Source organism: Bacillus sp. K2I17, from assembly GCF_002209985.1.
In the GTDB taxonomy this organism is placed as follows: Bacteria; Bacillota; Bacilli; order Bacillales; family Bacillaceae_G; genus Bacillus_A; species Bacillus_A wiedmannii.
Map to the genome: position 1 here is coordinate 39,656 of NZ_NJGF01000017.1, position 23,944 is coordinate 63,599.

General features: G+C 31.9%; 23 protein-coding genes, 2 pseudogenes and 1 riboswitch. Of the genes and pseudogenes, 20 read left to right on the forward strand and 5 right to left on the reverse strand.

What is annotated here, in order from left to right:
* Positions 1 to 24 precede the first annotated feature (24 nt).
* From CER22_RS19035 to CER22_RS19050, 4 genes are all read left to right on the forward strand, one after another.
* Positions 25 to 1,050, forward strand: coding sequence for a serine hydrolase domain-containing protein (locus tag CER22_RS19035; protein ID WP_088609362.1), 1,026 nt, complete (start codon positions 25 to 27; stop codon positions 1,048 to 1,050).
* Between the two features lie 206 nt (positions 1,051 to 1,256).
* Positions 1,257 to 1,724 (forward strand): DUF1453 family protein, encoded by a 468-nt coding sequence (locus CER22_RS19040; protein WP_000353194.1) that lies wholly within the window; start codon positions 1,257 to 1,259, stop codon positions 1,722 to 1,724.
* Positions 1,725 to 1,803: 79 nt separating this feature from the next.
* Positions 1,804 to 2,310, forward strand: a complete 507-nt coding sequence (locus tag CER22_RS19045) for a DUF3189 family protein (RefSeq protein WP_000576339.1) — start codon at positions 1,804 to 1,806, stop codon at positions 2,308 to 2,310.
* Positions 2,311 to 2,510: 200 nt separating this feature from the next.
* Positions 2,511 to 3,317 carry a DegV family protein gene (locus CER22_RS19050; protein WP_000831941.1) on the forward strand — a complete coding sequence of 269 codons (807 nt, stop codon included), beginning with the start codon at positions 2,511 to 2,513 and terminating at the stop codon, positions 3,315 to 3,317.
* Between the two features lie 134 nt (positions 3,318 to 3,451).
* Here CER22_RS19050 and CER22_RS19055 read toward each other — a convergent pair whose 3' ends face one another.
* Positions 3,452 to 4,024, reverse strand: coding sequence for a DJ-1/PfpI family protein (locus CER22_RS19055; protein ID WP_088063608.1), 573 nt, complete (start codon positions 4,022 to 4,024; stop codon positions 3,452 to 3,454).
* A gap of 260 nt (positions 4,025 to 4,284) precedes the next feature.
* Here CER22_RS19055 and CER22_RS19060 point away from each other — a divergent pair, with 260 nt between their 5' ends.
* Complete coding sequence (locus CER22_RS19060; protein WP_088063927.1) at positions 4,285 to 5,502, forward strand: methyltransferase domain-containing protein; 1,218 nt, start codon at positions 4,285 to 4,287, stop codon at positions 5,500 to 5,502.
* 93 nt (positions 5,503 to 5,595) lie between these two features.
* On the opposite strand, the gene CER22_RS19065 is transcribed toward CER22_RS19060, so the two are convergent.
* The gene (locus CER22_RS19065) at positions 5,596 to 6,780 is read right to left on the reverse strand and encodes an MFS transporter (protein WP_088063928.1); all 1,185 of its coding nucleotides are present in this window, start codon (positions 6,778 to 6,780) and stop codon (positions 5,596 to 5,598) included.
* Positions 6,781 to 6,838: 58 nt separating this feature from the next.
* Positions 6,839 to 6,938, reverse strand: a riboswitch (purine riboswitch).
* A 278-nt stretch (positions 6,939 to 7,216) separates the two neighbouring features.
* Between CER22_RS19065 and CER22_RS19070 the strand changes: the two genes are divergently transcribed.
* From CER22_RS19070 to CER22_RS19080, 3 genes and pseudogenes are all read left to right on the forward strand, one after another.
* Positions 7,217 to 8,188 carry an NAD(P)H-dependent glycerol-3-phosphate dehydrogenase gene (locus CER22_RS19070; RefSeq protein WP_256943720.1) on the forward strand — a complete coding sequence of 324 codons (972 nt, stop codon included), beginning with the start codon at positions 7,217 to 7,219 and terminating at the stop codon, positions 8,186 to 8,188.
* A gap of 408 nt (positions 8,189 to 8,596) precedes the next feature.
* Positions 8,597 to 9,895 (forward strand): MFS transporter, encoded by a 1,299-nt coding sequence (locus tag CER22_RS19075; RefSeq protein ID WP_088609363.1) that lies wholly within the window; start codon positions 8,597 to 8,599, stop codon positions 9,893 to 9,895.
* Between the two features lie 40 nt (positions 9,896 to 9,935).
* A pseudogene (locus CER22_RS19080) lies at positions 9,936 to 10,187 on the forward strand (methyltransferase family protein); the annotation flags it as partial.
* Positions 10,188 to 10,236: 49 nt separating this feature from the next.
* Here the strand turns inward: CER22_RS19080 and CER22_RS19085 are convergent.
* Positions 10,237 to 10,950, reverse strand: coding sequence for a hypothetical protein (locus CER22_RS19085; RefSeq protein ID WP_097906957.1), 714 nt, complete (start codon positions 10,948 to 10,950; stop codon positions 10,237 to 10,239).
* Positions 10,951 to 11,445: 495 nt separating this feature from the next.
* Between CER22_RS19085 and CER22_RS19095 the strand changes: the two genes are divergently transcribed.
* Entirely contained in the window at positions 11,446 to 12,246 is an 801-nt protein-coding gene (locus CER22_RS19095) for a GNAT family N-acetyltransferase (RefSeq protein WP_088063611.1), read from the forward strand.
* A 45-nt stretch (positions 12,247 to 12,291) separates the two neighbouring features.
* Positions 12,292 to 13,170, forward strand: coding sequence for a glycerophosphodiester phosphodiesterase (locus CER22_RS19100; RefSeq protein WP_088609365.1), 879 nt, complete (start codon positions 12,292 to 12,294; stop codon positions 13,168 to 13,170).
* A gap of 256 nt (positions 13,171 to 13,426) precedes the next feature.
* Here CER22_RS19100 and CER22_RS19105 read toward each other — a convergent pair whose 3' ends face one another.
* The gene (locus tag CER22_RS19105; protein WP_000021531.1) at positions 13,427 to 13,888 is read right to left on the reverse strand and encodes a hypothetical protein; all 462 of its coding nucleotides are present in this window, start codon (positions 13,886 to 13,888) and stop codon (positions 13,427 to 13,429) included.
* 175 nt (positions 13,889 to 14,063) lie between these two features.
* Between CER22_RS19105 and CER22_RS19110 the strand changes: the two genes are divergently transcribed.
* On the forward strand, positions 14,064 to 14,594 hold the full coding sequence (locus CER22_RS19110) for a DUF4269 domain-containing protein (protein ID WP_060486812.1): 531 nt from the start codon (positions 14,064 to 14,066) through the stop codon (positions 14,592 to 14,594).
* 45 nt (positions 14,595 to 14,639) lie between these two features.
* Here the strand turns inward: CER22_RS19110 and pdxR are convergent, their stop codons facing one another.
* Positions 14,640 to 16,073: a MocR-like pyridoxine biosynthesis transcription factor PdxR gene (gene pdxR / locus CER22_RS19115; RefSeq protein ID WP_088063614.1), complete on the reverse strand. Its 1,434-nt coding sequence runs from the start codon at positions 16,071 to 16,073 to the stop codon at positions 14,640 to 14,642.
* Positions 16,074 to 16,221: 148 nt separating this feature from the next.
* Here pdxR and CER22_RS19120 point away from each other — a divergent pair, with 148 nt between their 5' ends.
* The 9 genes and pseudogenes from CER22_RS19120 to CER22_RS19160 all read left to right on the forward strand — a co-directional run bounded on the left by CER22_RS19120 (position 16,222) and on the right by CER22_RS19160 (position 23,890).
* Positions 16,222 to 17,136, forward strand: coding sequence for a DMT family transporter (locus tag CER22_RS19120; RefSeq protein ID WP_088063615.1), 915 nt, complete (start codon positions 16,222 to 16,224; stop codon positions 17,134 to 17,136).
* A 122-nt stretch (positions 17,137 to 17,258) separates the two neighbouring features.
* Complete coding sequence (locus tag CER22_RS19125) at positions 17,259 to 18,620, forward strand: glycosyl hydrolase family 8 (protein WP_088063616.1); 1,362 nt, start codon at positions 17,259 to 17,261, stop codon at positions 18,618 to 18,620.
* 193 nt (positions 18,621 to 18,813) lie between these two features.
* On the forward strand, positions 18,814 to 19,272 hold the full coding sequence (locus tag CER22_RS19130; RefSeq protein ID WP_088063617.1) for a GNAT family N-acetyltransferase: 459 nt from the start codon (positions 18,814 to 18,816) through the stop codon (positions 19,270 to 19,272).
* A gap of 60 nt (positions 19,273 to 19,332) precedes the next feature.
* Positions 19,333 to 19,779 (forward strand): annotated as a pseudogene (locus tag CER22_RS19135) (NUDIX domain-containing protein).
* Positions 19,780 to 19,977: 198 nt separating this feature from the next.
* Complete coding sequence (locus CER22_RS19140; protein ID WP_060486806.1) at positions 19,978 to 20,241, forward strand: heterocycloanthracin/sonorensin family bacteriocin; 264 nt, start codon at positions 19,978 to 19,980, stop codon at positions 20,239 to 20,241.
* A gap of 102 nt (positions 20,242 to 20,343) precedes the next feature.
* Positions 20,344 to 21,360, forward strand: a complete 1,017-nt coding sequence (locus CER22_RS19145; RefSeq protein ID WP_088063618.1) for a serine hydrolase domain-containing protein — start codon at positions 20,344 to 20,346, stop codon at positions 21,358 to 21,360.
* Between the two features lie 31 nt (positions 21,361 to 21,391).
* Positions 21,392 to 21,535 carry a hypothetical protein gene (locus CER22_RS33120; RefSeq protein WP_087984441.1) on the forward strand — a complete coding sequence of 48 codons (144 nt, stop codon included), beginning with the start codon at positions 21,392 to 21,394 and terminating at the stop codon, positions 21,533 to 21,535.
* Positions 21,536 to 21,819: 284 nt separating this feature from the next.
* Positions 21,820 to 23,028: an L-lactate MFS transporter gene (locus tag CER22_RS19155; RefSeq protein ID WP_087984442.1), complete on the forward strand. Its 1,209-nt coding sequence runs from the start codon at positions 21,820 to 21,822 to the stop codon at positions 23,026 to 23,028.
* A gap of 235 nt (positions 23,029 to 23,263) precedes the next feature.
* On the forward strand, positions 23,264 to 23,890 hold the full coding sequence (locus tag CER22_RS19160) for a cadmium resistance transporter (protein ID WP_088609366.1): 627 nt from the start codon (positions 23,264 to 23,266) through the stop codon (positions 23,888 to 23,890).
* Positions 23,891 to 23,944: the final 54 nt, after the last annotated feature.

Below are 23,944 nucleotides of genomic sequence, written 5' to 3' on the forward strand. Positions count from 1 at the left end.
TGATAAACGAAGGTGGTTTTTGTAATGAAAACAAAAGATCAAATAGACAGTATTGTAAAAGAAATGCATCAGCATATAGATTTCTCTGGGGTAATTTTAGTAAAAGAAGAAAAAGGCTTAGTCTATGAAGAGGCGTTTGGTTACGCAAATCGCAATGAATGTATAAATAATACGCTACAAACAAGGTTCGGAATTGCCTCCGGTTGTAAAATATTCACTGCTATCGGTATCTGTCAACTTGTTGAGAAGGGGATAATTACTTTTCAAACAAAGTTAAAAGATTGTTTACGCATAAACTGTCCAAACTTCAATGAAGATATTACAATACATCACCTTCTGACGCATAGTTCGGGTATTCCAGATTATTTTGATGAAAGTATTATGGATAATTTCGAAAATCTTTGGGAACAAACTCCTATGTATCTATTAAAAAATTTAAAAGACTTCTTACCATTATTCCAAAACAGAAATATGATGTTTGCACCTGGAAGTAAGTTTCATTACAACAATGCAGGTTTTATCATACTGGGATTAATAATCGAAGAACAGACAGGATTTGAATTTACGGAATATATAGAAAAAAACATATTCAATCCAATTGGTATGAATGATTCTGGCTATTTTTCTTTAGATAGTTTACCAAGACACACAGCTTTAGGATATATAAAAGACGAAATTAACCAAAATTGGAGAACAAACGCCTACTCTATACCAATAAAAGGTGGTTCTGATGGTGGTGCTTTTATTACTGCGCCAGACATGCTGAAGTTCTGGGAAGCGTTATTTAACTATGAAATCATAAGCCGAGAATATACAAACATGCTTTTAACTCCTCATATTCAAGTAAATAATAATCAGTCTTACGGCTATGGAATATGGATTGAAACAAGAGAAAACAAGATATTCAAATATCATGTAATGGGATATGATCCAGGAGTCAGTTTTCGCTCAGCCGTATATCCAGGATTAGGTATTACAGTAGTTATTCCGTCAAATAAAGGAGCGGGTCCTGAAAAGATAATGAAAGAATTAGAAAACTCTTTTTCATAAGGTTAAAAGAGTTTATGAACGCATTAATAAATGCAAAAAAGACGTACTATTTATTTGTACGTCTTTTTTGCATAAACAATGCTTAAAACTGATGGGAAATCACATTCTATATTTTATAATTTTTATTAGCTAGTTTATTTAAAGTATGGAATGAAAAGAAGCGAATATAATTTTCAAATGTAAACAAGTAAATAGGAGGACTCTAAATGGATATTCTATTTGTTATTCTACTTGTTGTTTTTATAATGATATTAATGCAAGGTAAAGAATATAAAGTGAATATTAATCGTATTTGGTTCATTCCGACTTTGCTGTGCTTTGCGACAATCCAGTCTATTATTCATATGGGACAATTAACTATATTGAAAGTATTACTATTCGTTGTAATGCTGGGGATTGGATTGGGCCTTGGAATGATTAGGGGAAAAGTTTTAACATTTCGATTAGATAGTGAAACAGGTCATGTATTACGCAAAGGAAATTGGTTAAGTACAATTATTCTACTTGCCATTCTAGGTACGAAGGTTTTGATTAAACAAAGTATGTTTTCTAGCAGTACTCACTATACATTAATGGTTGTAACAAATACCTTTTTATGTATCACATTAGGTACTGTAATTAGTAAACGATATTATATTTGGAAAAAATATAATGAATTAATACAAAAAACATGAAAGTATTCATCCATTGTTTAACAGCGCCGTGAACGGTAATACTAAATAACATTGAACTTTTACAACAAGGGATGATAATATGATATTCATTTATACAGATTTTGGCGGAACACATTCAACTTCACTTGCTGCAGCTTATCATTTAAATAAATTACCAACGGATCGTAAGTTAACGAAAGAAGAAATTTTGAATGTAGATTACTTTAATAAATTGAAAACAGAGGATATGGGCAAAATCATTTTTCATGGAATAGACGAAAATGGTAATCCGGTTTATACAATTGGATGTGGTGCATCAAAAGTCGTTGTACCTGCGATGAAACATTTAGGAGAGATTTTGCAAAAACATTATCAAAGTCATGAAAAGATTATTTTTTCTAATACATCACCAACAGTGCCTTTACCAATGACTTTCGGTGGTCTGTTTTCTAGAAGATTTCACATCGACTTCATCGGCGTACCGTTACTCGTATGGGGAGCGAAACTTTGCTGTGATAACGTACAAAGACTTGTTAGTTATACGAAAGAAGCTGGTCGATTGACAAATGATTATGTTGTAATTTTAGATAATGAAACCTTTAAATAATGTATAAAAAGAAGAAAATCGGGCAAATACTTCGGTTTTCTTCTTTTTTTCGTGAAAATGACAAAAAATATTCACATTTAATATCCATCTACTATAGCCAAAACAATAAAGTCCTGTTACTATTACAGGGATATTCTCTTTTCGTAACATAAATATATAGAAAAGTCAGAAAAGAGGAATTGAATTAAGGGAGGAACAACATGAAGCGTGTTGCTTGGATTACTGATAGTACAACTGCGAGTTTTACAACAGAAGGAGATAACTTTGTTATCCCAATTGAAGTTATTATTGATGGTGTGTCGTACAAAGATTGTGAAGAAGGTGTGCGTGAGCGCGTCTATAATGCGTTAAACGAAGGTAAAACTGTCACTACATCACAACCTAACATAGGGGAAATGGTAGAGTTATTTTCGAAATGCAAAGAAGAATATGAAGAGGGATTTGCAGTTGCTATTAGCGGAAAAGTAAGTGGAACTTATCAAAACATGAAGTTAGCTGCAGACATGGCAGGTTTCCCATTAACGGTATTGGATAGTGAAACAACAAGTTATCCAATGGATGAACTAATTAGAAAAGCGAAATCGTTATACAATGATGGTATGACGTTACAAGATATACACAAAACATTAGTAGATGAAAAAAGAAGACCTTTCCACGTATTCCCGAAAAGTTTAAAAGGCCTTTACGCAAGTGGACGTGTAAAGGGAGTTCAATTTTTACTTGGAAGTTTATTAAGTGTCAACTTAATATTAGAAGTAAAAGGTGGAGAGCTTTTACTTGAAAAGAAAGTTCGCAAAATCCAAAAATGTCGAGAATACATTAAAAATGAACTCGAAAAAGAATTACCAAAAGTACTTCATATGTTCCATGCTAACGATAAAGATGGAGCTGAGGAATGGATTTCAGATATTAGAAAAGCATTCCCTGAAATGGACTTTAAACTATATCCATTACCAATTTCATTTGCGGTTCATGCAGGTGAAGGTACAATAGCAATTAGTTATTAAGAGGAAAACCCGTGAATAATTCACGGGTTTTTTATTTAATTGAATTGAAATTGGAGGCATATCACGTCGCCATCAAACAAAAAGGCTCATTTTATCGTTTTAAGGAGCAACCAATCCCTCAACTTGATTTGAAATTAAAAATATAAACCTTTGCCTACTGGCTGAACAGTTTCTAGAACAGTATCGACCATTTCTTCATTGATTAGGGTTCTTATAATCCAGGCTGAGAGATCTTGAGCAGCAAAACAGCCTGCAGCAGTCGAGATATTTCCTTCGTTTACGAAACTTTGTTCAATAACGTCTACATCAAATTCTTTAAGCTGTTCTACTACGGACGGATATGTAGTGGCTTTCTTACCTGTTAGTAATTTTTTAGCTCCTAGTAGTAATGAACCAGAACACATAGATCCTATTAATTGTCTTTGAGGATCTACATGAATGCTATTAAGATACTCTTGATTTGTATATAAATTTTGTACACCCTTACCACTTGCAAATATTACAGCGTCAGCAGACGGAATATCAGATATGCTTCCTGTCATGGGAATACGTAAGCCAGACATGGATATATGAGTTTTTCCCGTTCCTAATAGTTGAACGTCCCAATCAGAAATACCGCCAACTAAACGTACACGATTTAATAAATCCCATGGTAGAAAAACATCTATATCAGTAAAGTTATCAAAACAGACTATTGCAATTTTCATTTTCTAATCCCTCATTCCGTATGTATGTCCCCTAATTTAGAATATAAACTGCTCCTTTTTATGTTCTATATTAAGTTATAAATTCCTGTATATTCTATGCGATGGAAATTTAATTAAATAAAAGGATTATACACCTATAAAATATGTGGCATTCAAATATCCCATACATAACGTAAATAATGTTGTTTCGAAAGTTTAAAGGGTTTTTAAATATAAAAATAGAAATCTATATAAAAAAATATATAAATGGTAGTGATGCTATGAAAATAGGTAAATTTGGAGAATTAAATAACATAAGTATTGATACAATTAGACATTATATGGACCTGGGTCTCATTATTCCTGAAAAAAGGGGAGGGCATTATTTTTTTGATGAGTATTGTCAAATAGATTTAGAACTTATATTACATTACAAAGATCTAGGATTTAGCTTGAATGAAATTAAAGAACTATTTTTTTATAAAAATTTAGCGAAATCTATGAATTACGAAAATGATACTTTTTACCAATCTTTATTTAAATTGAAATATGACAAGATGGAACAGGAAATAGAGCTTTTGGGGAAGAGGCGGGATAAATTAAAGGAAGTGTTACAAGATTTATTATTAACAAATGAAACTTCAAATTCAATTATAGGGATAGATTTAAGCGTACTTCATTTACTTACATGTTCTAAGTGTAGCGAAAAACTAATTCTTCAAAATGGAATTATTACTAACAATCAAATTACTGAGGGGAAGCTAATTTGTAATTGTGGTGAAGAATATATTATTACTTCAGGAATTATAACTGCGGGTAAATTGTTTAAAGTAAATGAGCAAACGTCACTTGAAGATACTATTTCGGATTATATTCATGAAACTGATAATGCGTATTTGGAAAATATGCATAGGGAAGGGGAATGGGCGAAAAAGAAACTAGTACATTTAAATTTAAATAACAAATTAATACTGGATTTAGGATCGGGACTTGGATTCTTTTTGAGAAACATTTATGAAGAACTGCCCGAAAATTGCCTATACATTGCAGTGGATCGAGATTTAAATAAACTTTTATTTTTAAAAGATGTATTAGCGAGAAGAAATCCGAAAAGAAACATTCTCTTTATCTGTGCTGATTTTTTGAATATCCCTATTCAGAATCAGTCAGTTGATGTAGTAATTGATCATTCTGGTACGAGCAATTATAGTTTTGAGCATGAGGATTTTTTACTTCACGAATTAAATCCACTTTTTAAAACGGATTGTTATTTAGTAAGTTTATTTATTTTATTTAAAAATTTCAGCTCAAATAGCCAAATTACAAATAACTTTCGAGAAAATTTTACACTTTCAAAAGTAACGAAAGAAATCCAAAATCTACACTTTCAATCCATTGATGAAAGTACTTCAAATTATTTGACACGAGGAGGAAAGTACGAGGATTTCTTTGTTCAAGGAGAAGAAATTTATACATATTCATTTTTCGGAAAAAGATAAGGGCAATCCCGTCAAAAAAAGTCCGGTTTTATAACTGGACTTTTTTTGATGATTTATATTTATACTCTTTGCGATTAAAAGACAAAGAGGATGTTAATCTACATGTTTAGCACTCACATGACACTCTCTTATCGGTGTATGTCTAGTAAGAGAAAAGATAGCCAAAACTAAAGACAATAGAACTAGAGATCCACCAACCCAGGCCATGTAGGCAACATTCTCTACTTGTTTTAAAGCTATACCTCCAACTGCGGAACCGAGTGAGATTCCTATTTGTAGAGCTGAATTATTAAAACTTTGTTGTATATCTGACGTATCTGGGGCGGTTTGGATTAAATAACTTTGTTGAGGTGGTGCAAGTCCCCAACTTAATGCAGCCCAAACTATCATAACAGGAATAAATAGACCAATAGAAACTGTCGTGAACGGTAATATAAATAAGATTAGAGCAAATAAAGTAATAACTATCACAATACTTTTTGGAGCCCCTATTTTATCTGATAATATACCGCCGAACGCTCCGCCACTTACTGCAGCTATACCAAATACTAAATAAAATATGCTTATCCAATAAGGGCTTAGGTGAAACTTTTCTTCTAAGAAAGGAGTAAAATAAGCATATAAAGTATAGTGTCCTGCTAACATAAACATGGTAGCTAGATGAGCAGCACCTAGTTTTGGACTACACACGGCCTTTAATTGGATAGATAAAGGAGTTCGGTTTTCCTCACCAGGTATTTTCTCTAAAAATACTGAAATTAAGATAATAGATCCCAATGATAAAATAGCTATACAAAGAAAAATAACTCTCCAGCCAAATGTGTTTGAAATTAATATGCCTAGTGGTACTCCTAAAACAAGTGAAGAGCTAATACCCATATAAATTAATCCTAATGCTTTTGCTCGGTAAGAGGGATTTACAATCTTTGCTGCAATTGTAAGGGAAAGTACGACAACTAATGCTGTACTCATAGCAGTTAAAATTCTTGCTATCATCATAAAAGTAAAGTTTGGACTAAAATAAGTAAGTATATTACCAATTAGAAACATATAAAGTGAAATAATATACAATTTTTTTCTTTCCACTTTACTTGTAAAAATTAATAATACAGGACCTGCTATTGCATAAGTAAAGGCGAAGATTGTAATTAATTGACCAGCGGAACTTAATGAAACATTAAAATCTTTAGCGATGTCTGGCAATATTCCTCCAACAATAAGCTCTACAAGCCCTACTGCTATTGTTGCTAAAGCTAATATAAATACTTTGAAATTCATTTTTTGTATTCCCTTCTCGTCATTATTTACCTTAAAACAAAAAAACTCCTGACCACAAACGCTAAAAGACGCGTTTTGTAGTCAGGAGTTATTGGTTCCTGGTAGAGACCCCCAAGCCATATTCTTGGAGTTATACATGATTCTCATATGTAATTAGTCAATGTAATAGAAGATACCATATTACTTTTTACATTTCAATAAAAAAATTTCGTATTTGTACATGTGTACCTATATGAAAGAGATAAAATGGGCTTTCTGAAACTCTAATAATTTTACCTTTCGATGGAAGCGCGTCTAAATGATTCAACTATTGCTAACTATTGATTTTGTCATCATATGTTAATTAGAGATGAAGGATATTTGTTAATATTTATCCAATATTGAACAATATAAGTAAAACCATTCATATCATAATAAAAAATTTATAAAAACAAAGGTGAGATTATTGAATATTTCAGTTCTTGGTTGTGGACGTTGGGGTACATTTATAGCTTGGTATGCTAACAAGGTTGGTCATAATGTAATGTTGTGGGGGAGAGAAAATTCAAGAAATTACATTGAATTAGATGAAACTAGAAAGAATGATTATCTTAAGCTCTCAGAAGATATCGAGCTAAGTAATTCACTACATAAAACCATTGTATTCGCGGAGATTATTATTATATCGATTAGTGCACAGGAATTACGTTCATTTGCTAATCGACTAAACTTAATTGATGAAATACAAGGGAAAACCTTTATTTTATGTATGAAAGGGCTTGAAGCAACGAGTGGAAAAAGGCTCTCTCAAGTATTTAGCGAAATTGTTGGGAAAAATACCAATATGGCGGTTTGGATAGGGCCTGGACATGTACAGGATTTTGTAAATGACATTCCGAATTGTATGGTGATTGGATCTGAAAATATTAGTATCACTAAGAAGATTGTACAGGAGTTTAATAGTGATTTAATAAGGTTTTACTACGGACAAGATTTGATTGGCAATGAAATAGGAGCTGCCACAAAAAATGTTATGGGAATCGCCGCAGGAATGTTGGATGGATTGAATTACAGCAGTTTGAAAGGTTCGCTAATGGCCAGAGGGACTAGGGAACTTTCACGATTGGTTACAGCAATGGGAGGAAATGATTTAACAATATATGGATTGAGTCATTTAGGAGATTATGAAGCAACATTGTTTTCATTACATAGTCATAATCGAAAATTCGGGGAAGCGTTTGTCTTAGGTCAAAATTTTGATAAATTGGCAGAAGGAGTTTCAACCGTAAAAGCATTGAAAGAACTATCTAAACAATATGATGTGGAACTTCCAATTAGTAACGCTTTATATGAGATTTTATTTGAAAGTAAAGATGCAAAAGATACATTAGAAGAACTTTTTTTAAGACCTGTTAAATTTGAATTCTGATGGTAAGATGTTTTATTAAAAATATATTTTCAATAGATGAGTGCTAATATTAAACAAACGAAATTGAGTTACTTTCACTAATGAAGATTATATAAATAACAAGCGTAAGTATTAAACGGCTATATAAAGTAAAAAAGCGACATCCTTTCTGTAGAATTAATTATAGAAAAGGGTGGCGTTTTTTATATGTATATTTTTGTATCTAATCAATTACAACTATTTGCTTGAACAATTCTAAGCTATTTATCTTCAAATCATTGACGGTACATGAGATTAGTTTAATGGGCATGGGGTTAACCCCATCTTTTTTTATTTCTTTGTATTAATTTTTAAACACAATGTATTGATATTGGGTTAACCCAATAACTTACACTTAATGTAATACAAAGAAAAGTGGGGGGAATTGTTATGGGAAGTTTACGATTACATATAGAAAATAAAAAAAGAAACCAAGAACTAAGAAATATTTGTTTATATTCAATCGCAAAAACAGTATCAATATTCGGTACCTCTATGTATAGTTTCGCATTAGGATTATATGTTTTACAAATAACTGGATCTGCGTTAAATTTCGCGATTACGCTCATATTAGGAACGATTCCAATGATTGTTATGAATCCATTTGCTGGTGTAATTGCTGATAAAGTTAATAAAAAGAAACTAGTTGTTTGTATGGATCTACTAAGTGGCTGCTTATTAATAGCTGTTTATATAGTAAGTAGCTATTATGGATTAAACTTATTCATTATTTATACTACAACCTTTCTTATGACGGTATTTACAACCTTTTTTGGAATAGGATTAGAAGCTGCAAAACCAAATATCGTCTCTAAAGAGGGGCTTATGAGTATTAATTCTATAAGTAAAATTATCGATTCTGTATCTTTAATTCTTGGCCCTATGTTAGGTGGCATCGTTTTTTCAGTATTTGATATTAAAACTTTTATAATTATAAACGGTATTTCATTTATTCTTTCAGGGATAGCATTACTATTTATTCACTTTAAACTGTTCGAGTGTAATATAAATGAGGAAAATGCAAAAAGAAGAGTTAATTTTATTAAAGATATAAAAGAGGGGTTTTCTTACTTACTTGAAAAAGAAAGCTTAAAGAATACGTTTCATATTTTAATTTCGTTTAATTTCTTCTTAGGCTTTGCTGTAACTGTTCCATTGCCATACATTATTAACACAGTACTCAATCTGACCTCTGAGGAATTTGGTATCATTCAAGGGACTTTTCCAGTAGGGATGATAATTGGTGCAATTGTAGTAAAAAAGATAACTGATCGTTTTACTTACTCTTATCTTTTGAAAAAGCTAAGTTCTATGTTGTCAGTTATTATGATTATTTTAGGAATTCCAGTTTTATTCAAAAGTTTTGAAGTGAATGATTTAGTATTCGTTATTACGTATTGTGTTGTTATGATCTTTTTAGGGTTTATTATAGCGCTAATTGATATTCCTTTAATTTATTTCATGCAAAAAGAGATTCCTAATGAATATAGGGGAAGAGTGCTTAGTATTGGATTAAGCTTAGGAAAAATGATGCAGCCAATAGCACTCGCAATATCAGGTCTATTATTAAATTATATTCCAGCCTACATCATTCCAATTGCAGGTGGAATCTTATATTTAATAGTAATTAAAGTTTCATCAAATCGTTTCACGTTAGAAGTTCATTCGAAAGATTATAGTGCTTCGTAGAATCTTAGGTTATTTATAGAATGTATATTGCTACATCTTTCAAGGTAAGCTATATACAGGTGGTTTATTTAAATATGCGATTCATTTTAATTATCTTTGGGATTGCATTTTGGTGCTTGGCTTAGCATTAATCTCTTGCAATATTTTTAGTTTATTTATCCCACTAGGCCTATTCTTAGTATTTGTTTTTGACTATATTCCAAAATCTGATGATTACTTACAAAACAAGTATGGGGAACAATTTACAGTGTATAAACAGAAAACAAAAAAACTAATACCGTTTATTTGGTAAATCAACTTCATAAATTATAAAAAGCGCAGGAGCTACATCCTGCGCTTTTTTATCGTAATTCAGCTGTTTTCCTAATAACAATCTTATCAATATCATCTTCTTCATCACCGATAAATAACCCGCGTTCTTTTAAATACGCCTCGAAATATAAATCTGCTTCTGCACGTTCATCATACGGTTTTACAGATAGAACGAAACCTAATTTGTTTTGTTCTTCTAAATGAGAAGTGGAGATGTAAGCCGGTACATTGTGGCGTAAAAAGAGTTCTTTAACCGGAATAATCATATCTTTCATTAATTTCGTTAACATACCCATTTCAAACTCGAAATTAAAGCGATCTATGCTACATAAATCAGCGAATACTACACCGATAAAACCTGTATTAAATACTTCTTGATATTCTACTTCTTCATCATTACTGTAAAAATTCTTTTCGATTAAATAATTTACAAAATAAGCAACGCCGTCACTTTGTTCAAATGGTTTCGTTGAAAGAACGAAGCCGATTTTCTTTTGTTTATGTAAATACACACATGACATGTATGCTGAAATATTATGTTCTTTAAATAAAGAACTTGTTGCCCCAGAGAGGCCATCAAGTACGTGATGAACAATTTGAAGTTTTTTACGAGCGAAATAATAGGATTTCTTTTGTAACTCCAATGTATCAATAAAGACAGAGCCGATAAAGCCTGTATTTGAAATGATAGGTGTTTGCTTTTTTCTTCCTCTGCGCTTTGCTTGAGCCATTGTAAAAATCATCCCTTCATGTACAATTAAAATAAAAAGAACGTTTGTTCGTATGTTTTTATTTTACTATTAAAACGCTATAAAGTAAAGGGTTTTTGACGAAAAAAACAACAAAAAGACACCTGTAAAAGGTGCCTTAAACGCTGTAGGGAAGAGGGTTCATCCCAACTATTTATATTATGATACAGAAACGATCTCTTCTGCATCTTCTACATCTAAATGACAGTCCATAGTACGAACATCTTGATCTTCATGACTTCCGAAATAAATAGTAATTTTCATATGTATCGCTCCTTTATTCTAGGAATACCTAAAATAATTACTAGTAATGTTACTATTTATTATATACCACTTTTTTCATTCCGACAACGTTATATCATTTTTAATTCTTTTAGGGCAAAAAGAGTAATGTATAGAGATATTTTTATAGAAATAGATACATTTCTTATGTGTTATATTTAATACTGAAGAATTCGAAAACGAATTTTTATGAAAGGAGCAAAATGAATGAATTATAAACAGTTACTAATAGATAACTTCACATATAAAACCTCATATATTGCGCGGCAGTTACATGGAATGAATGTAAAAGAAACGAAGGATTACATTGCTGTCGACTGTGGTTTACCGGCAGATACATTTAATATCATTACTATACTAAACAATAATTTAACGGAAGGTATTGAGAAACTATATAAAGTGGTAAACAACTATAATCAAAAGAAATTTCCAATGAGTGTTTGGTTTTGGGATGATAGGCATGAGCAGACTATAAAAAGCGAATTAATAAGACTTGGCTTAAAAGAAACAGAACAAAATATCGCGATGATAGCAGACTTAAAAACAATTCATCCAACAATAAACATGCCAGAAGGTTTTACGATACAAAAAGCATCTTCGTCAGGACAAATTAAAAATTTTGGGGAAACGTTAGCTAATCTATTTGGTACTTCAGAGGAAGGTACACATGTACAAGCATTCTACAATGAAACTGCTTCTTTCGATTTATGGAATAGTGAGAATATGAAACTATATTTAGGGATTTTTAAAAATGAAGTCGTATCTGTTGGTTCGTTAGTATGTACAAAAGATAGTATTGGTATTTATGATATAGCAACGAAAGAAGAAATGAGAGGGCAAGGATTTGGCTCTACTATGTTTAATTACTTGCTACAAGAAGCAAAGGAATTAAACGTTTCTCAATGCGTATTACAAGCTTCACCTGATGGGATTAATATTTATAAAAAGGCTGGTTTTCAATCTGTTGGACAAATGACTGTATTTGAAAATAGACGTTTAATTGAATAAATTATTCAATCTAAATTGCTTTCATGTAGGAGTTAATACATCATTATGAAAAAAATATATATCGTTACAATCATTTTCACCTTTATAGTAATAGTCACTTTTGCTTTTCATAAAGTAAATGAACTTAAGTACCCAAAAGCTATTAATCAATCAAATCATATAAAAAACATTGCACATAGAGGAGCTTCTGCGTATGCGCCGGAACATACAATACAAGCTTATAAACTAGGACAACAATTAAAAGGAGATTATATAGAAATTGATCTTCAAATGACAAAAGATGGACATTTAGTAGCTATGCATGATGAAACAGTAAACCGCACTACAAATGGTAAGGGGCTAGTTAAGGAACATACATTAGAAGAAATAAAGCAACTAAATGTAGGTTCTTTTTTCAATGAAAAGCATCCAGCTTTAGCAAAGAAAGAATTTGAGGATGCTACAGTTCCAACACTAGAGGAAATTATTGAAACGTTCAGGAATAGTACTAATTATTACATTGAAACAAAATCGCCAGATGAATATCCCGGTATGGAAGAAAAGTTATTAGAAATTATACAGTACTACGAAATAAGTGATAAAGTTATTATTCAATCATTTAGTAAAGTAAGTTTGCAAAAAATTCATAGTTTAGATGTTCATATACCTCTAGTACAATTACTACCTTACAAAAAGGCAGTTCAATTAACTGAATTAGAGATAAAAAAGTACAAAACATACTGTATCGGTATTGGGATGAACTATAAATATATTGATTCAGCTTATGTAAAGAGAATAAAGAAACACGGATTAGAAGTTCATCCATTTACTGTAGATAATGAAAAAGATATGAAAAAGTTACTTCTATGGGGAGTTGACGGGATGTTTACGAATTACCCGGATCGTTTACATTCGTTATTACAATCTTCAATTATAATGGTGTAATTATCACTGAATCAATACAACAAGTACCCACAAGTATACAAAGATAGTTTGTGGTCCAAATGGTAACATTATTGAATACATAGAGCCGATATTGAAATGAAATCCGAAAAAGAATCCAATATTTTTATTGGATTCTTTTTATTTAGCTCCAAGTGACGAACTTAAAGCAATTTGAATTTGAATTTGTTAATAAAATATTACATTGAGTATGATTTTTTGTAATTATCATTAGAAAGTAACGAAATTGTAATGAATTTTAACTACGCTTTTTATATTTTTTTGATACACTGACTACGAGAGGAATACCGATTAATGTAGGTAAAAACCAAAACCATATAGGCGGTAATAAATTAATTATGGGAATATGAATACCGACGTTTACTAAAAGTGCGGTAACGGCACCAATATAAGAACCTAACATACCTCTAATATGGTGATGGAGCCAATTTTTCCAACGTTTTTTTCGTGCGAGGTATCCATATATCGCAAATGAATAAGAGAAAATTGCTACATAAAATAAATATGCGATTTTATCCCAGCTTATAATGGATAATATAATTGCAGTAAGGGTGATGACAACATAGGATGCATGATATATTTCACCCCATTCCGTATGTTTTCCTTTCTTCTTTTGAGCAACCATCGCTACAATACCGGTGATTAAGCATATTGTTCCAAATAATATGTGGATGGTTAAAAGAATGTGAAAAATGCTCATAATAATTCCTCCTTTTTTATTTTTATAGTATTGCAGTATAGGAGGAAAGTTGAAACGCATTGTTTATTCACCTTAATATTTTGAAATAAATGTACTCCTAGCACAAATATAAACAGACAAATTTTTCTTGAACTTAGCGGAGACACGTATTACGTGAAAAGAAGGAGAGACTTCCATGTTTACATCTATTACATATTTACAATCTGGGAATGAGAAGCAACAAAAAGTGTATGATGTTTTGAATAAACTTAACATTATGGAGGATTTAATTTTGTATAGTCCGGTTCTTTGCGGGACAATTCCTATTAGAATTGATACTCTTCAATCTGACTTAGATATAGTAATGGAAGTACATAACTTTGATGTTTTTGAACAGGAAATGAGATCTTTATACGGTTCTTATAAAGGATTCAAAATAAAAAAGAAAAAAATTAAAACTACAGAATCGATAAAGGTAAATTTTGAATTTGAAGGTTTTAAATTTGAATTATTTGCTCAGCCTAAGCCAGTACGTAACCAAAATGCATATAGACATATGATAGTAGAGCACATGCTATTAATACAGCATCCCCATATAAGGGAAGAAATTCTTCGCTTAAAAGAGAACGGTTTAAAAACAGAACCTGCTTTTGCTCAAGTATTAAATATTGACGGAGATCCTTATGACGAACTTATTTTATTGGGACAGGAAATGAGATTGTGGTAAATACGATACACAAAAACTCCTCTATAGTTAAAAGAGGAGTTTTTGTTATGCCATGAGCTTACGGATTAATTCACTCAACAATTTAATTCCGCTAGTTATTTGCTCTGGAGAAACATATCCATATGATAAACGAATGTACCGATCTGATTCTTCTTCATATATACGTCCTGGGTTTAAAAGAATTCCTTTTGATAGCGCCTCTGAAAATAATTTCTTCATCGGAATGTTAGGTACAATCTTTAGCCATATAAATAATCCACCACTAGGAATATCCCACGATGCAACATCTGCGCAGTATTTATTTAAAGCTCGTATCATGAATTGTCTTCGTTCTTTTAATTGAATTCTTACGTTTGCAACATGTTCTTCATAAAAACCTTTATTTATCCATTCAGCAGCAACTCTTTGAGATAAAGAGCTCGATCCATAGTCTGTTTGCATTTTTATATCTGACAATCTATCAATAACTGGTTCGGGTCCAATGATCCATCCAATTCTAAGTCCTGGGCTAAGTGTTTTAGAAAGACTACCAACATATAATACATGTCCATGTTTATCTATCGACTTTAAAGGAGGTGGAGATGGTTCATCAATCCATAACTCTCGGTAAATATCATCTTCAATTATAGGTAACTGTTCCTTTTCACATATTTTTATTATTTCTTTTCTTCGTTCTTGAGACATTAATGCCCCTGTTGGGTTTTGAAAACTTGGGATAGAATATAAAATGTTTTTCTTTTGACTGTATTTAATACGTTTTAATAATTCGTTAGGTAAAATACCGTGATTATCCATACATATACCAGATAGATTTATATTTGCTGATTGAAATACATGAAGTGAATATAAGTAAGAAGGTTGTTCAAGTAAAACGGTTGATTCTCTATGCAAAAGACCAATTGATATTAATTGGAGTGCTTGTAATGCACCAGAGACGATTAATATAGAACTGGCTGAAGTATGTATTCCGAATGATTTTACGTATGTACTAATTGCTTCACGTAACGGCAAAAAACCTTTTTGTTCTTCGTATCCAAAATAATCTATTTCGTCACTTACGCTTTTCATAATGGACTGCATAGTTTCTAGCGGGAAAATTTGAGGCGCAAGTTCACCTTTACTAAGATGGATAAGTTCTTTATTTGCTTCTGCTTCATTGATTTCTCGTACCATTAACTTGCTAGGTTTGTGAATACCAGCTTTTACATAGTCACTCCAATCAGGCGGGGGATTCGTCGCTAATAATGACCATGTATTATTTGTTACAATTGTTCCTGCTCCAATTTTCCCTTGAATCAATCCATCTGCCATAAGTTCATCTAGCGCAGTTATTACAGTACTTCGATTTACATGAAATAATTTGGCTAACTGCCGTTGACTAGGAATCTTACTTCCAATAGGCCATTCTCCATTTTCAATTTTTTCTTTCATAAAGTTTACTATCTGCCGATACTTAGGCAGTTTTTTATTAGTTGTCATAAAAAAACTCCCTCGTTCACTTTATAAATGCCAAGTGGTTGGTTTTTACGATAAATAACTGGTTGAAGACATTGTAACAACTATTAAATATGATGAAAAGAAATAATTGGTAATTATAAAGTGGTTGGTTTGAAGGGGGAGAAAAAACATGAATTATAAAAAATGGGACTTTCGGATTATTTGTGCTCATGCTTTTACGATTTTAATATGGGGGACTGCCTTTCCAGCAATTCGTATGGGGCTCGAATCTTATACACCTGAGCACCTTACTTTACTACGTTTATTAATTGCTTCATTTATTCTTCTGTTGTTTTCTTTTATATACAAGTTACGACTGCCGGACTTAAAGGATATCCCAGCAATTTTTATATTTGGTGCTTTAGGATTTACTGTTTATCACATTGCATTAAACTACGGCGAAAAAACAGTAAATGCTGGATCTGCAAGTTTAATCGTTTCAGTCACACCTATAGTAACGGCTATTTTTGCATCTGTTTTTTTGAATGAAAAAATGAAATTAAATGGTTGGATCGGTGGTGTAATTAGTTTTATAGGAATTGCTTTCATATCATTTAGTCAAGGAGATGCTATTCAATTGAATAGTGGAGGATTATTTATTTTATTAGCAGCGATTTCAGAAAGCTTATTTTTTGTTTTCCAAACTTCTTACTTGAGAAAGTATGGCTTCTTGCCATTTACTATATATACAATTTTATCTAGCACTGTATGTATGCTTATTTTCTCGCCGGGAGTGTATACAGAAATACTAGCAGCTCCTCTTGAAGTGAATATGAGTGTTATATATTTAGGTTTATTTCCAACAGTACTCCCATATATCGCATTGGCATATATCATATCCCATTCTGGTGCTGCTGAGGCAACAAGTTCTCTATATTTAACTCCAGTAACTGCATGTTTTATTGCTTGGGTATGGTTAGGTGAAGTACCGACTTTTGTTTCAATAATTGGCGGGGGAATTACTATACTTGGAGTTTTAATTACTCATATATCACTATCAAAAAAAGAAAAATATACAACTCTAGTAAATAATAAATCAATATAAACTCATTCCATAACCACTTTATTATACTTTCTTTTGTTGATAAATATAATATTTTGTATTTCAGTTAAATATTGTATGTTACATTTTATGTAGTAAGCATTTTAAAAGGGGATGACAACATAATGAATGGAAAAAGAAAAATTTTCACATGTATTTCTATTATAGGAATCGGACTAGCTAGTTTTTCTAATTCTAGTTTCGCAGCAAATGGAACGGACAATTCAGTACAAACTTCTATTCCCATAGTTAATCAACAAGTAGCTGCTGTAAAAGAAATGAAACCATTTCCCCAGCAAGTTAATTATGCAGGTGTTATAAAACCAAATCATGTTACACAGGAAAGTTTAAATGCTTCTGTAAGAAGTTACTACGATAATTGGAAAAAGAAATATTTGAAAAATGATTTATCTTCTTTACCTGGTGGTTATTACGTAAAAGGAGAGATTACGGGTGATGCTGATGGGTTTAAGCCACTTGGAACTTCAGAAGGTCAAGGGTATGGGATGATAATTACAGTATTAATGGCTGGTTATGATTCGAATGCTCAAAAAATCTATGATGGTTTATTTAAAACAGCAAGAACTTTTAAAAGCTCTCAAAATCCTAATTTAATGGGATGGGTTGTCGCAGATAGTAAAAAAGCACAAGGTCATTTTGATTCTGCTACTGATGGGGATTTAGATATTGCGTATTCTCTTCTTCTTGCTCATAAGCAGTGGGGATCAAATGGAACGGTTAATTATTTGAAAGAAGCACAAGACATGATTACAAAAGGTATTAAAGCTAGTAATGTTACAAATAATAACCGACTAAATTTGGGAGATTGGGATTCTAAAAATTCACTTGATACGAGACCATCTGATTGGATGATGTCACACCTTAGAGCATTTTATGAATTTACAGGTGATAAAACTTGGCTTACTGTTATTAATAATTTGTACGATGTTTATACGCAATTTAGTAATAAATACTCTCAAAATACAGGACTTATTTCAGATTTCGTTGTAAAAACTCCACCACAACCCGCACCTAAAGACTTCTTAGATGAGTCAGAATATACAAATGCATATTATTACAATGCTAGTCGGGTACCATTGAGAATTGTAATGGACTATGCGATGTACGGCGAGAAAAGAAGTAAAGTCGTTTCTGATAAAGTCTCTTCATGGATTCAAAATAAAACGAATGGAAATCCTTCTAAAATTGTGGATGGTTATCAATTAAACGGATCCAATATTGGTAGTTATCCAACTGCTGTATTTGTTTCACCGTTTATTGCTGCAAGTACAACGAAAAGCGATAATCAAAAGTGGGTAAATAGTGGATGGGATTGGATGAAGAATAAGAAAGAAAGCTACTTTAGTGATAGTTATAATTTATTAACCATGCTATTTATTACAGGTAATTGGTGGAAACCAATACCTGATGATAAGAAAATAGAAAACCTAATAAATGATGAAACTCAAAAAGGATACGATAAATAACAAGGTTTTCTTTTTAGTAAAAGGAATTAGCACTATGCTAGTTCCTTTTTAATATTTCGTGAAACAATACAGCTTTACACTTAAATAAAGAAAAATTTAATAAGATCATGTTGTAGGTTGTTGTCGGAAAAAGGAGAATATGTCACTCTGTTGAATATAAAAATACAACCTATTTATAAAGGAGCCTAAAATATTGAATGTCCAGTTAAAGGTTGTTACGAGAGAGAATTGGGAAGATGCCTTAAAGCTACAAGTTAAAGAAAATCAGACGAAATTTGTTCCATCTGTAGCAGTTTCACTTGCTAAAGTATATATAAAACCAGATGGAGACAATGTGGAGTACATACCATTTGCGATATACGACGGCAATCTAATGGTTGGTTTTATTATGCATGCTGTTGTAAGAGAAACAACTGATATGTATTGGATAAATGGATTTATTATCGATCAAAAGCAGCAAGGGAATGGTTATGGAAAAGCGGCATTACAAGAAAGTGTTTCTTTAATAAAAAATACATGTAAGGCGTGTAAAGAAATAAGATTAACAGTACATAAAGATAATGTCTTTGCAAAGAAACTATATGAACGTTACGGTTTTCAACCATTGGGACATGAATATGATGGTGAGCAAGTATATCGTTTGTTCGTTTAAGTATTACGAAGTAAAGATGTGAAATGAAAGATGCCATTAAATGACTGGGAGGAATAGCAATTGAAAAATAAATTTCATCATATTGTACGAGCTGTTATGTTAAAGGATAATAGATTATTATTGGCTGAATATATTGGCCATCATTATTTTTTACCAGGTGGTCATGTTGAAGTTGGCGAGTCAGCTGAGAATGCATTAATAAGAGAACTATGAGAAGAACTCGGAGTAAATTGTAGTATAAAACAATTTTTAGGCGTCATAGAAAACCAATGGCAAGACCATGAAGTTCTTCATCATGAAATCAATCATATTTTTGAAGTAGATTCGCAAGAGTTACATATTGATTTCATACCAAAATCTAAAGAATCTCATTTAGCGTTTCACTGGATAGATTATAATCAAGAGGCTTTACATACGTATAAAATCATGCCAGTACCTTCAGTTAAAGAGTTACTAGAAAGGAAATTAAGCGATGAACGACTAAACTGTTGGATTAGCAATTTTTAAACACCTCTATTAATAGTAAATACGTCCCTGAAAGGAGATTAAGAAAATAGGCTGAAAAACAAGGTACATCACCTAGTGTAAGTTCATATTTTGTTGATGTACGCATTTAGTCTATAGCCTTATTTCTACTTTGTTTGCAAAAATATATAAACTTTAACATTGGGACGGAATTTATTTTTATAAATGGAGGGTTTCGTAATGAATCAGTTTCAACAAGAACTACAATCATTAAACCTTAATGATTATCAATCTGGTAATGTTGTGTATTGGGATCAACTACAACAAAATCAATATCCATACTATTACATTCAAGACGATGCACGTCGTTGCGGCGGATGCGGAGGTTGTGGTGGTCGCTGTGGTGGATGTGGCGGCGGAAGATGTGGAGGATGTGGTGGTCGTTGTGTAGGCTGCGCTGGATGTTTCGGTTGTTTTAACTGCTGGAACTGGTGGATCATTTAAGTATAGAAAACTAACAATGGTGTACATGAAAGAAAGGTGTAAATACTATTTTATACTTTTCTTTCATGTTGTAATTTTTTATTCGTGTTAAGGGGGATTTATTTGTATACATACGATAAGTTAATTTCTTGGGTAGAAAATATAAAAGAAGAAAATCATAGTTCTGCTACAGCACTGTGTATAATAAAAGATAACAAAATCGTACTAGAGCATTATAGTGGCCATCATTCAAATACATCTATAAGTAAAAAAGTAACCGCATCTTCACAATTCAACGTTGCTTCTGCGAGAAAAAGTTATTTAGGTTTAATGGTAGCATTTGCGCTTTACGAGGGGAAAATAAACTCTATTGATGATGAAGCGATACAGTATCTTAAAGACTTTGATCCTGTATTACTTGGTAAAACAACAATAAGACATTTAGTAACCCATTCGCACGGTTTAGGAGAAACGCATGATGGGACAATTTTTCGTGAATTTGAACCTGGACAAGCATGGGCGTATAGAGATGTTAATGTCAGAATGATAACACGTCTTATTTATCAGCTATATAGCAAAAGTTTTCCTGAATTGTTAAAGGAGCGTGTATTTGATCTAGCTAACTTCAAAGAAACAGGTTGGAGAATTCAGGAAGATGAAAACTTAGTTAAAGTTGTTAATAATCCAAGTGAAGACGCGATTAGTGAAATCGGTACGGTAAATGATGGTACTGAAAAAAATCTATTTGTCTCAGCTAGAGAATTTGCTTATTGGGGCAATCTTCATTTAAATCAAGGTATGATAAACGGTAAACAAATTGTTCCAAAAGAAGTTATAAAAATTGCTACGAGTTTGCAAAGTCCAACATTTGCAAACAAAGAACTACCACAAAATGGGTTATTTTGGTTCGTTCAAAATGAACCTACGCTTTTAAGTGAACTTGGTGAACGAGTGCCGAAAGGAGCGTATCAAATATTAGGAATTACAGGACCGACTCTTTTAGTAATACCTGAATATAATGTAGTTGTTGCGAAAATGTATAATAAAAGGTATAACTACGGCGGTGATAATTATTTATATTATTTACGTGAATTTAGCAATTTAGTCGCTGATACATTTCGTAACGGTAATAGGGCATAATTACTCCTATAATGAAAAAGGAGTGAAAAAAATGAAAGATAAAATGAATAAAAATAAAAAACAAAATATAAAAGATATGAATACAGAACAAAATGCAATTTATAGCGATCCTAAAGATGCAGCTAATATGCAAACGGTACCGCAGCCGAAGGATTTTGATGAAATTGAATATTAATTTTTCGTTCATCCGACTATATGATGAATGAAAAATACATCTTAAGTCCCATCACATGATTGAAATCTTTTGGTATTCTATATACATAAGCATTTGAAAATGTCTTATCTTAACAAAGCTTTCTTTAAGTAAATCTAATATAACCTGCAGAAAGACACTTCATTATGGAGTGTCTTTTTGTGTACATGAATTCAATTTCCATTTTTCATTCAGTATCTTGCTTCTTATGATGGTTATACTAACTGTGAAAATTCATGTCATGATAAAAGAAGGGGACAGTTAGTATGAAACAAACTTCTATAAATCCGTTACTAATTGTTCTAGGTACAATCATTGTTCAAATTGGCCTTGGGACAATTTATACATGGAGTTTATTTAATCAACCCCTTGTTAGTAAGTTTGGATGGAACCTCAATTCCGTAGCGATAACTTTCTCCATAACAAGTTTTTCATTATCATTCTCAACCTTATTTGCAGGAAAGTTGCAGCAAAAATTAGGACTTCGTAAACTCATCGCTACTGCAGGGATTGTTTTGGGACTCGGTTTAATACTTAGTTCACAAGTTTCTTCCTTACCATTACTATATTTATTAGCTGGTGTCGTTGTTGGTTATGCAGATGGAACTGCTTATATTACATCACTATCTAATTTAATTAAATGGTTTCCAAATCGAAAAGGACTTATTTCTGGCATATCTGTTTCGGCATATGGAATGGGCAGCTTAATCTTTAGATATATAAACGGAAGTCTTATCGATAGTCTTGGTGTATCACAAGCATTTTTATATTGGGGTATCATCGTCTTGCTTTTAGTTTTAACCGGATCGTTCTTCTTACGTGAAGCAATCGTAAGTAACACTGTAACTGAATCATTAAACAATGACTATACGCCTCGTGAAATGATGCGAACGAAACAAGTATATCTTTTGTTTTTTATGCTATTCACATCGTGTATGGGCGGTCTATATTTAATCGGTATGGTAAAAGATATTGGGGTACAGCTCGTTGGACTTAGTGCAGCAACCGCCGCTAACGCCGTTGCAATGATTGCAATTTTTAATACGGTAGGTAGAATCGTTCTTGGAACGTTATCAGATAAAATTGGTCGAATGAAAATTGTTTCTGCAACGTTTATAATAATTGGATTGTCAGTCTTTACTTTAAGTTTCATTCCTCTAAATTACGGTATTTATTTCGCTTGTGTAGCAAGTGTTGCCTTTTGCTTTGGTGGTAATATCACAATCTTCCCAGCCATTGTTGGAGATTTCTTCGGATTAAAAAACCATAGTACAAATTACGGGATTGTATATCAAGGTTTCGGGTTTGGTGCACTTGCAGGAGCGTTCATTGGAGCGTTACTGGGTGGATTTCAACCGACCTTTATTATAATTGGTGTTTTAAGCGTTATTTCCTTCATTATTTCGATATTAATTCGTCCACCAAAAGCAGAAAACAAAAAAGAAACACGACATTTATATCGGAAAGTAGCTTAATTATAAAAAGAGTCCTTGTATAGGGCTCTTTTTATATTACAAAATAAGTGAAAATGATTTGAAAGGTAATAAAGTAATTTATTTCTTTAGCAACTAAGTAGCAGATTAGTAAAATATTCATATTGTTTTATAAAGGCACTGAAATCATGTTATAAACCTACATTAACCACCTTTGTTATTAGATATGCAATTCATTTGTACACCATTATTTTATTATAAAGGTAGTTGGCTTATATTGGTTACAACTATAATTTCTTCTTTTATCGCATTCACTTTAACAAATATTGATGACATTTTTATACTTCTTGTTTTATTTTCGCAAGTAAGGACAGGAGTAATTAAGAAAGAAGGTAGTACTGTCCGAGGGAAAACTAAAATGAAAGAACTTTATATTGTTATTGGACAATATTTTGGGTTTAGTTTAATTATTTTTCTAAGTATCATCGGTTCTTTAAGCTCTTTTTTCATTCCTGTTTCGTGGATCGGATTATTAGGATTCGTGCCAATTTATATGGGAGTGAAAGGACTATTGTCACTTCGTTCTTATAAAAGTAACGAAGTCATTGCTAACGCTTCTAGTTCAATATTTAAAGTAGCTTCAATTACATTAGCTAATGGAGCTGATAATATTTCGATTTATATACCAATGTTTGCTAGTCAAAATCTTAATGCCAATATTGTTACATTAGTAATCTTTTATTGCATGATAGCAATATGGTGTTTTATTAGCTACAAATTGATAAGAGCTCCTATTTTAGCTAAAGTACTTGAGAGAAATTGTCATATTATCGTTCCAGTCGTTCTAATTGGTTTAGGAATGTTCATTCTTATCCGCAGTAATACAATTGAATTATTGTACTAATATGTTGAAACTTAGATTAAAAAGAATCAGACGCCATAAAAAGCCGTACTACAG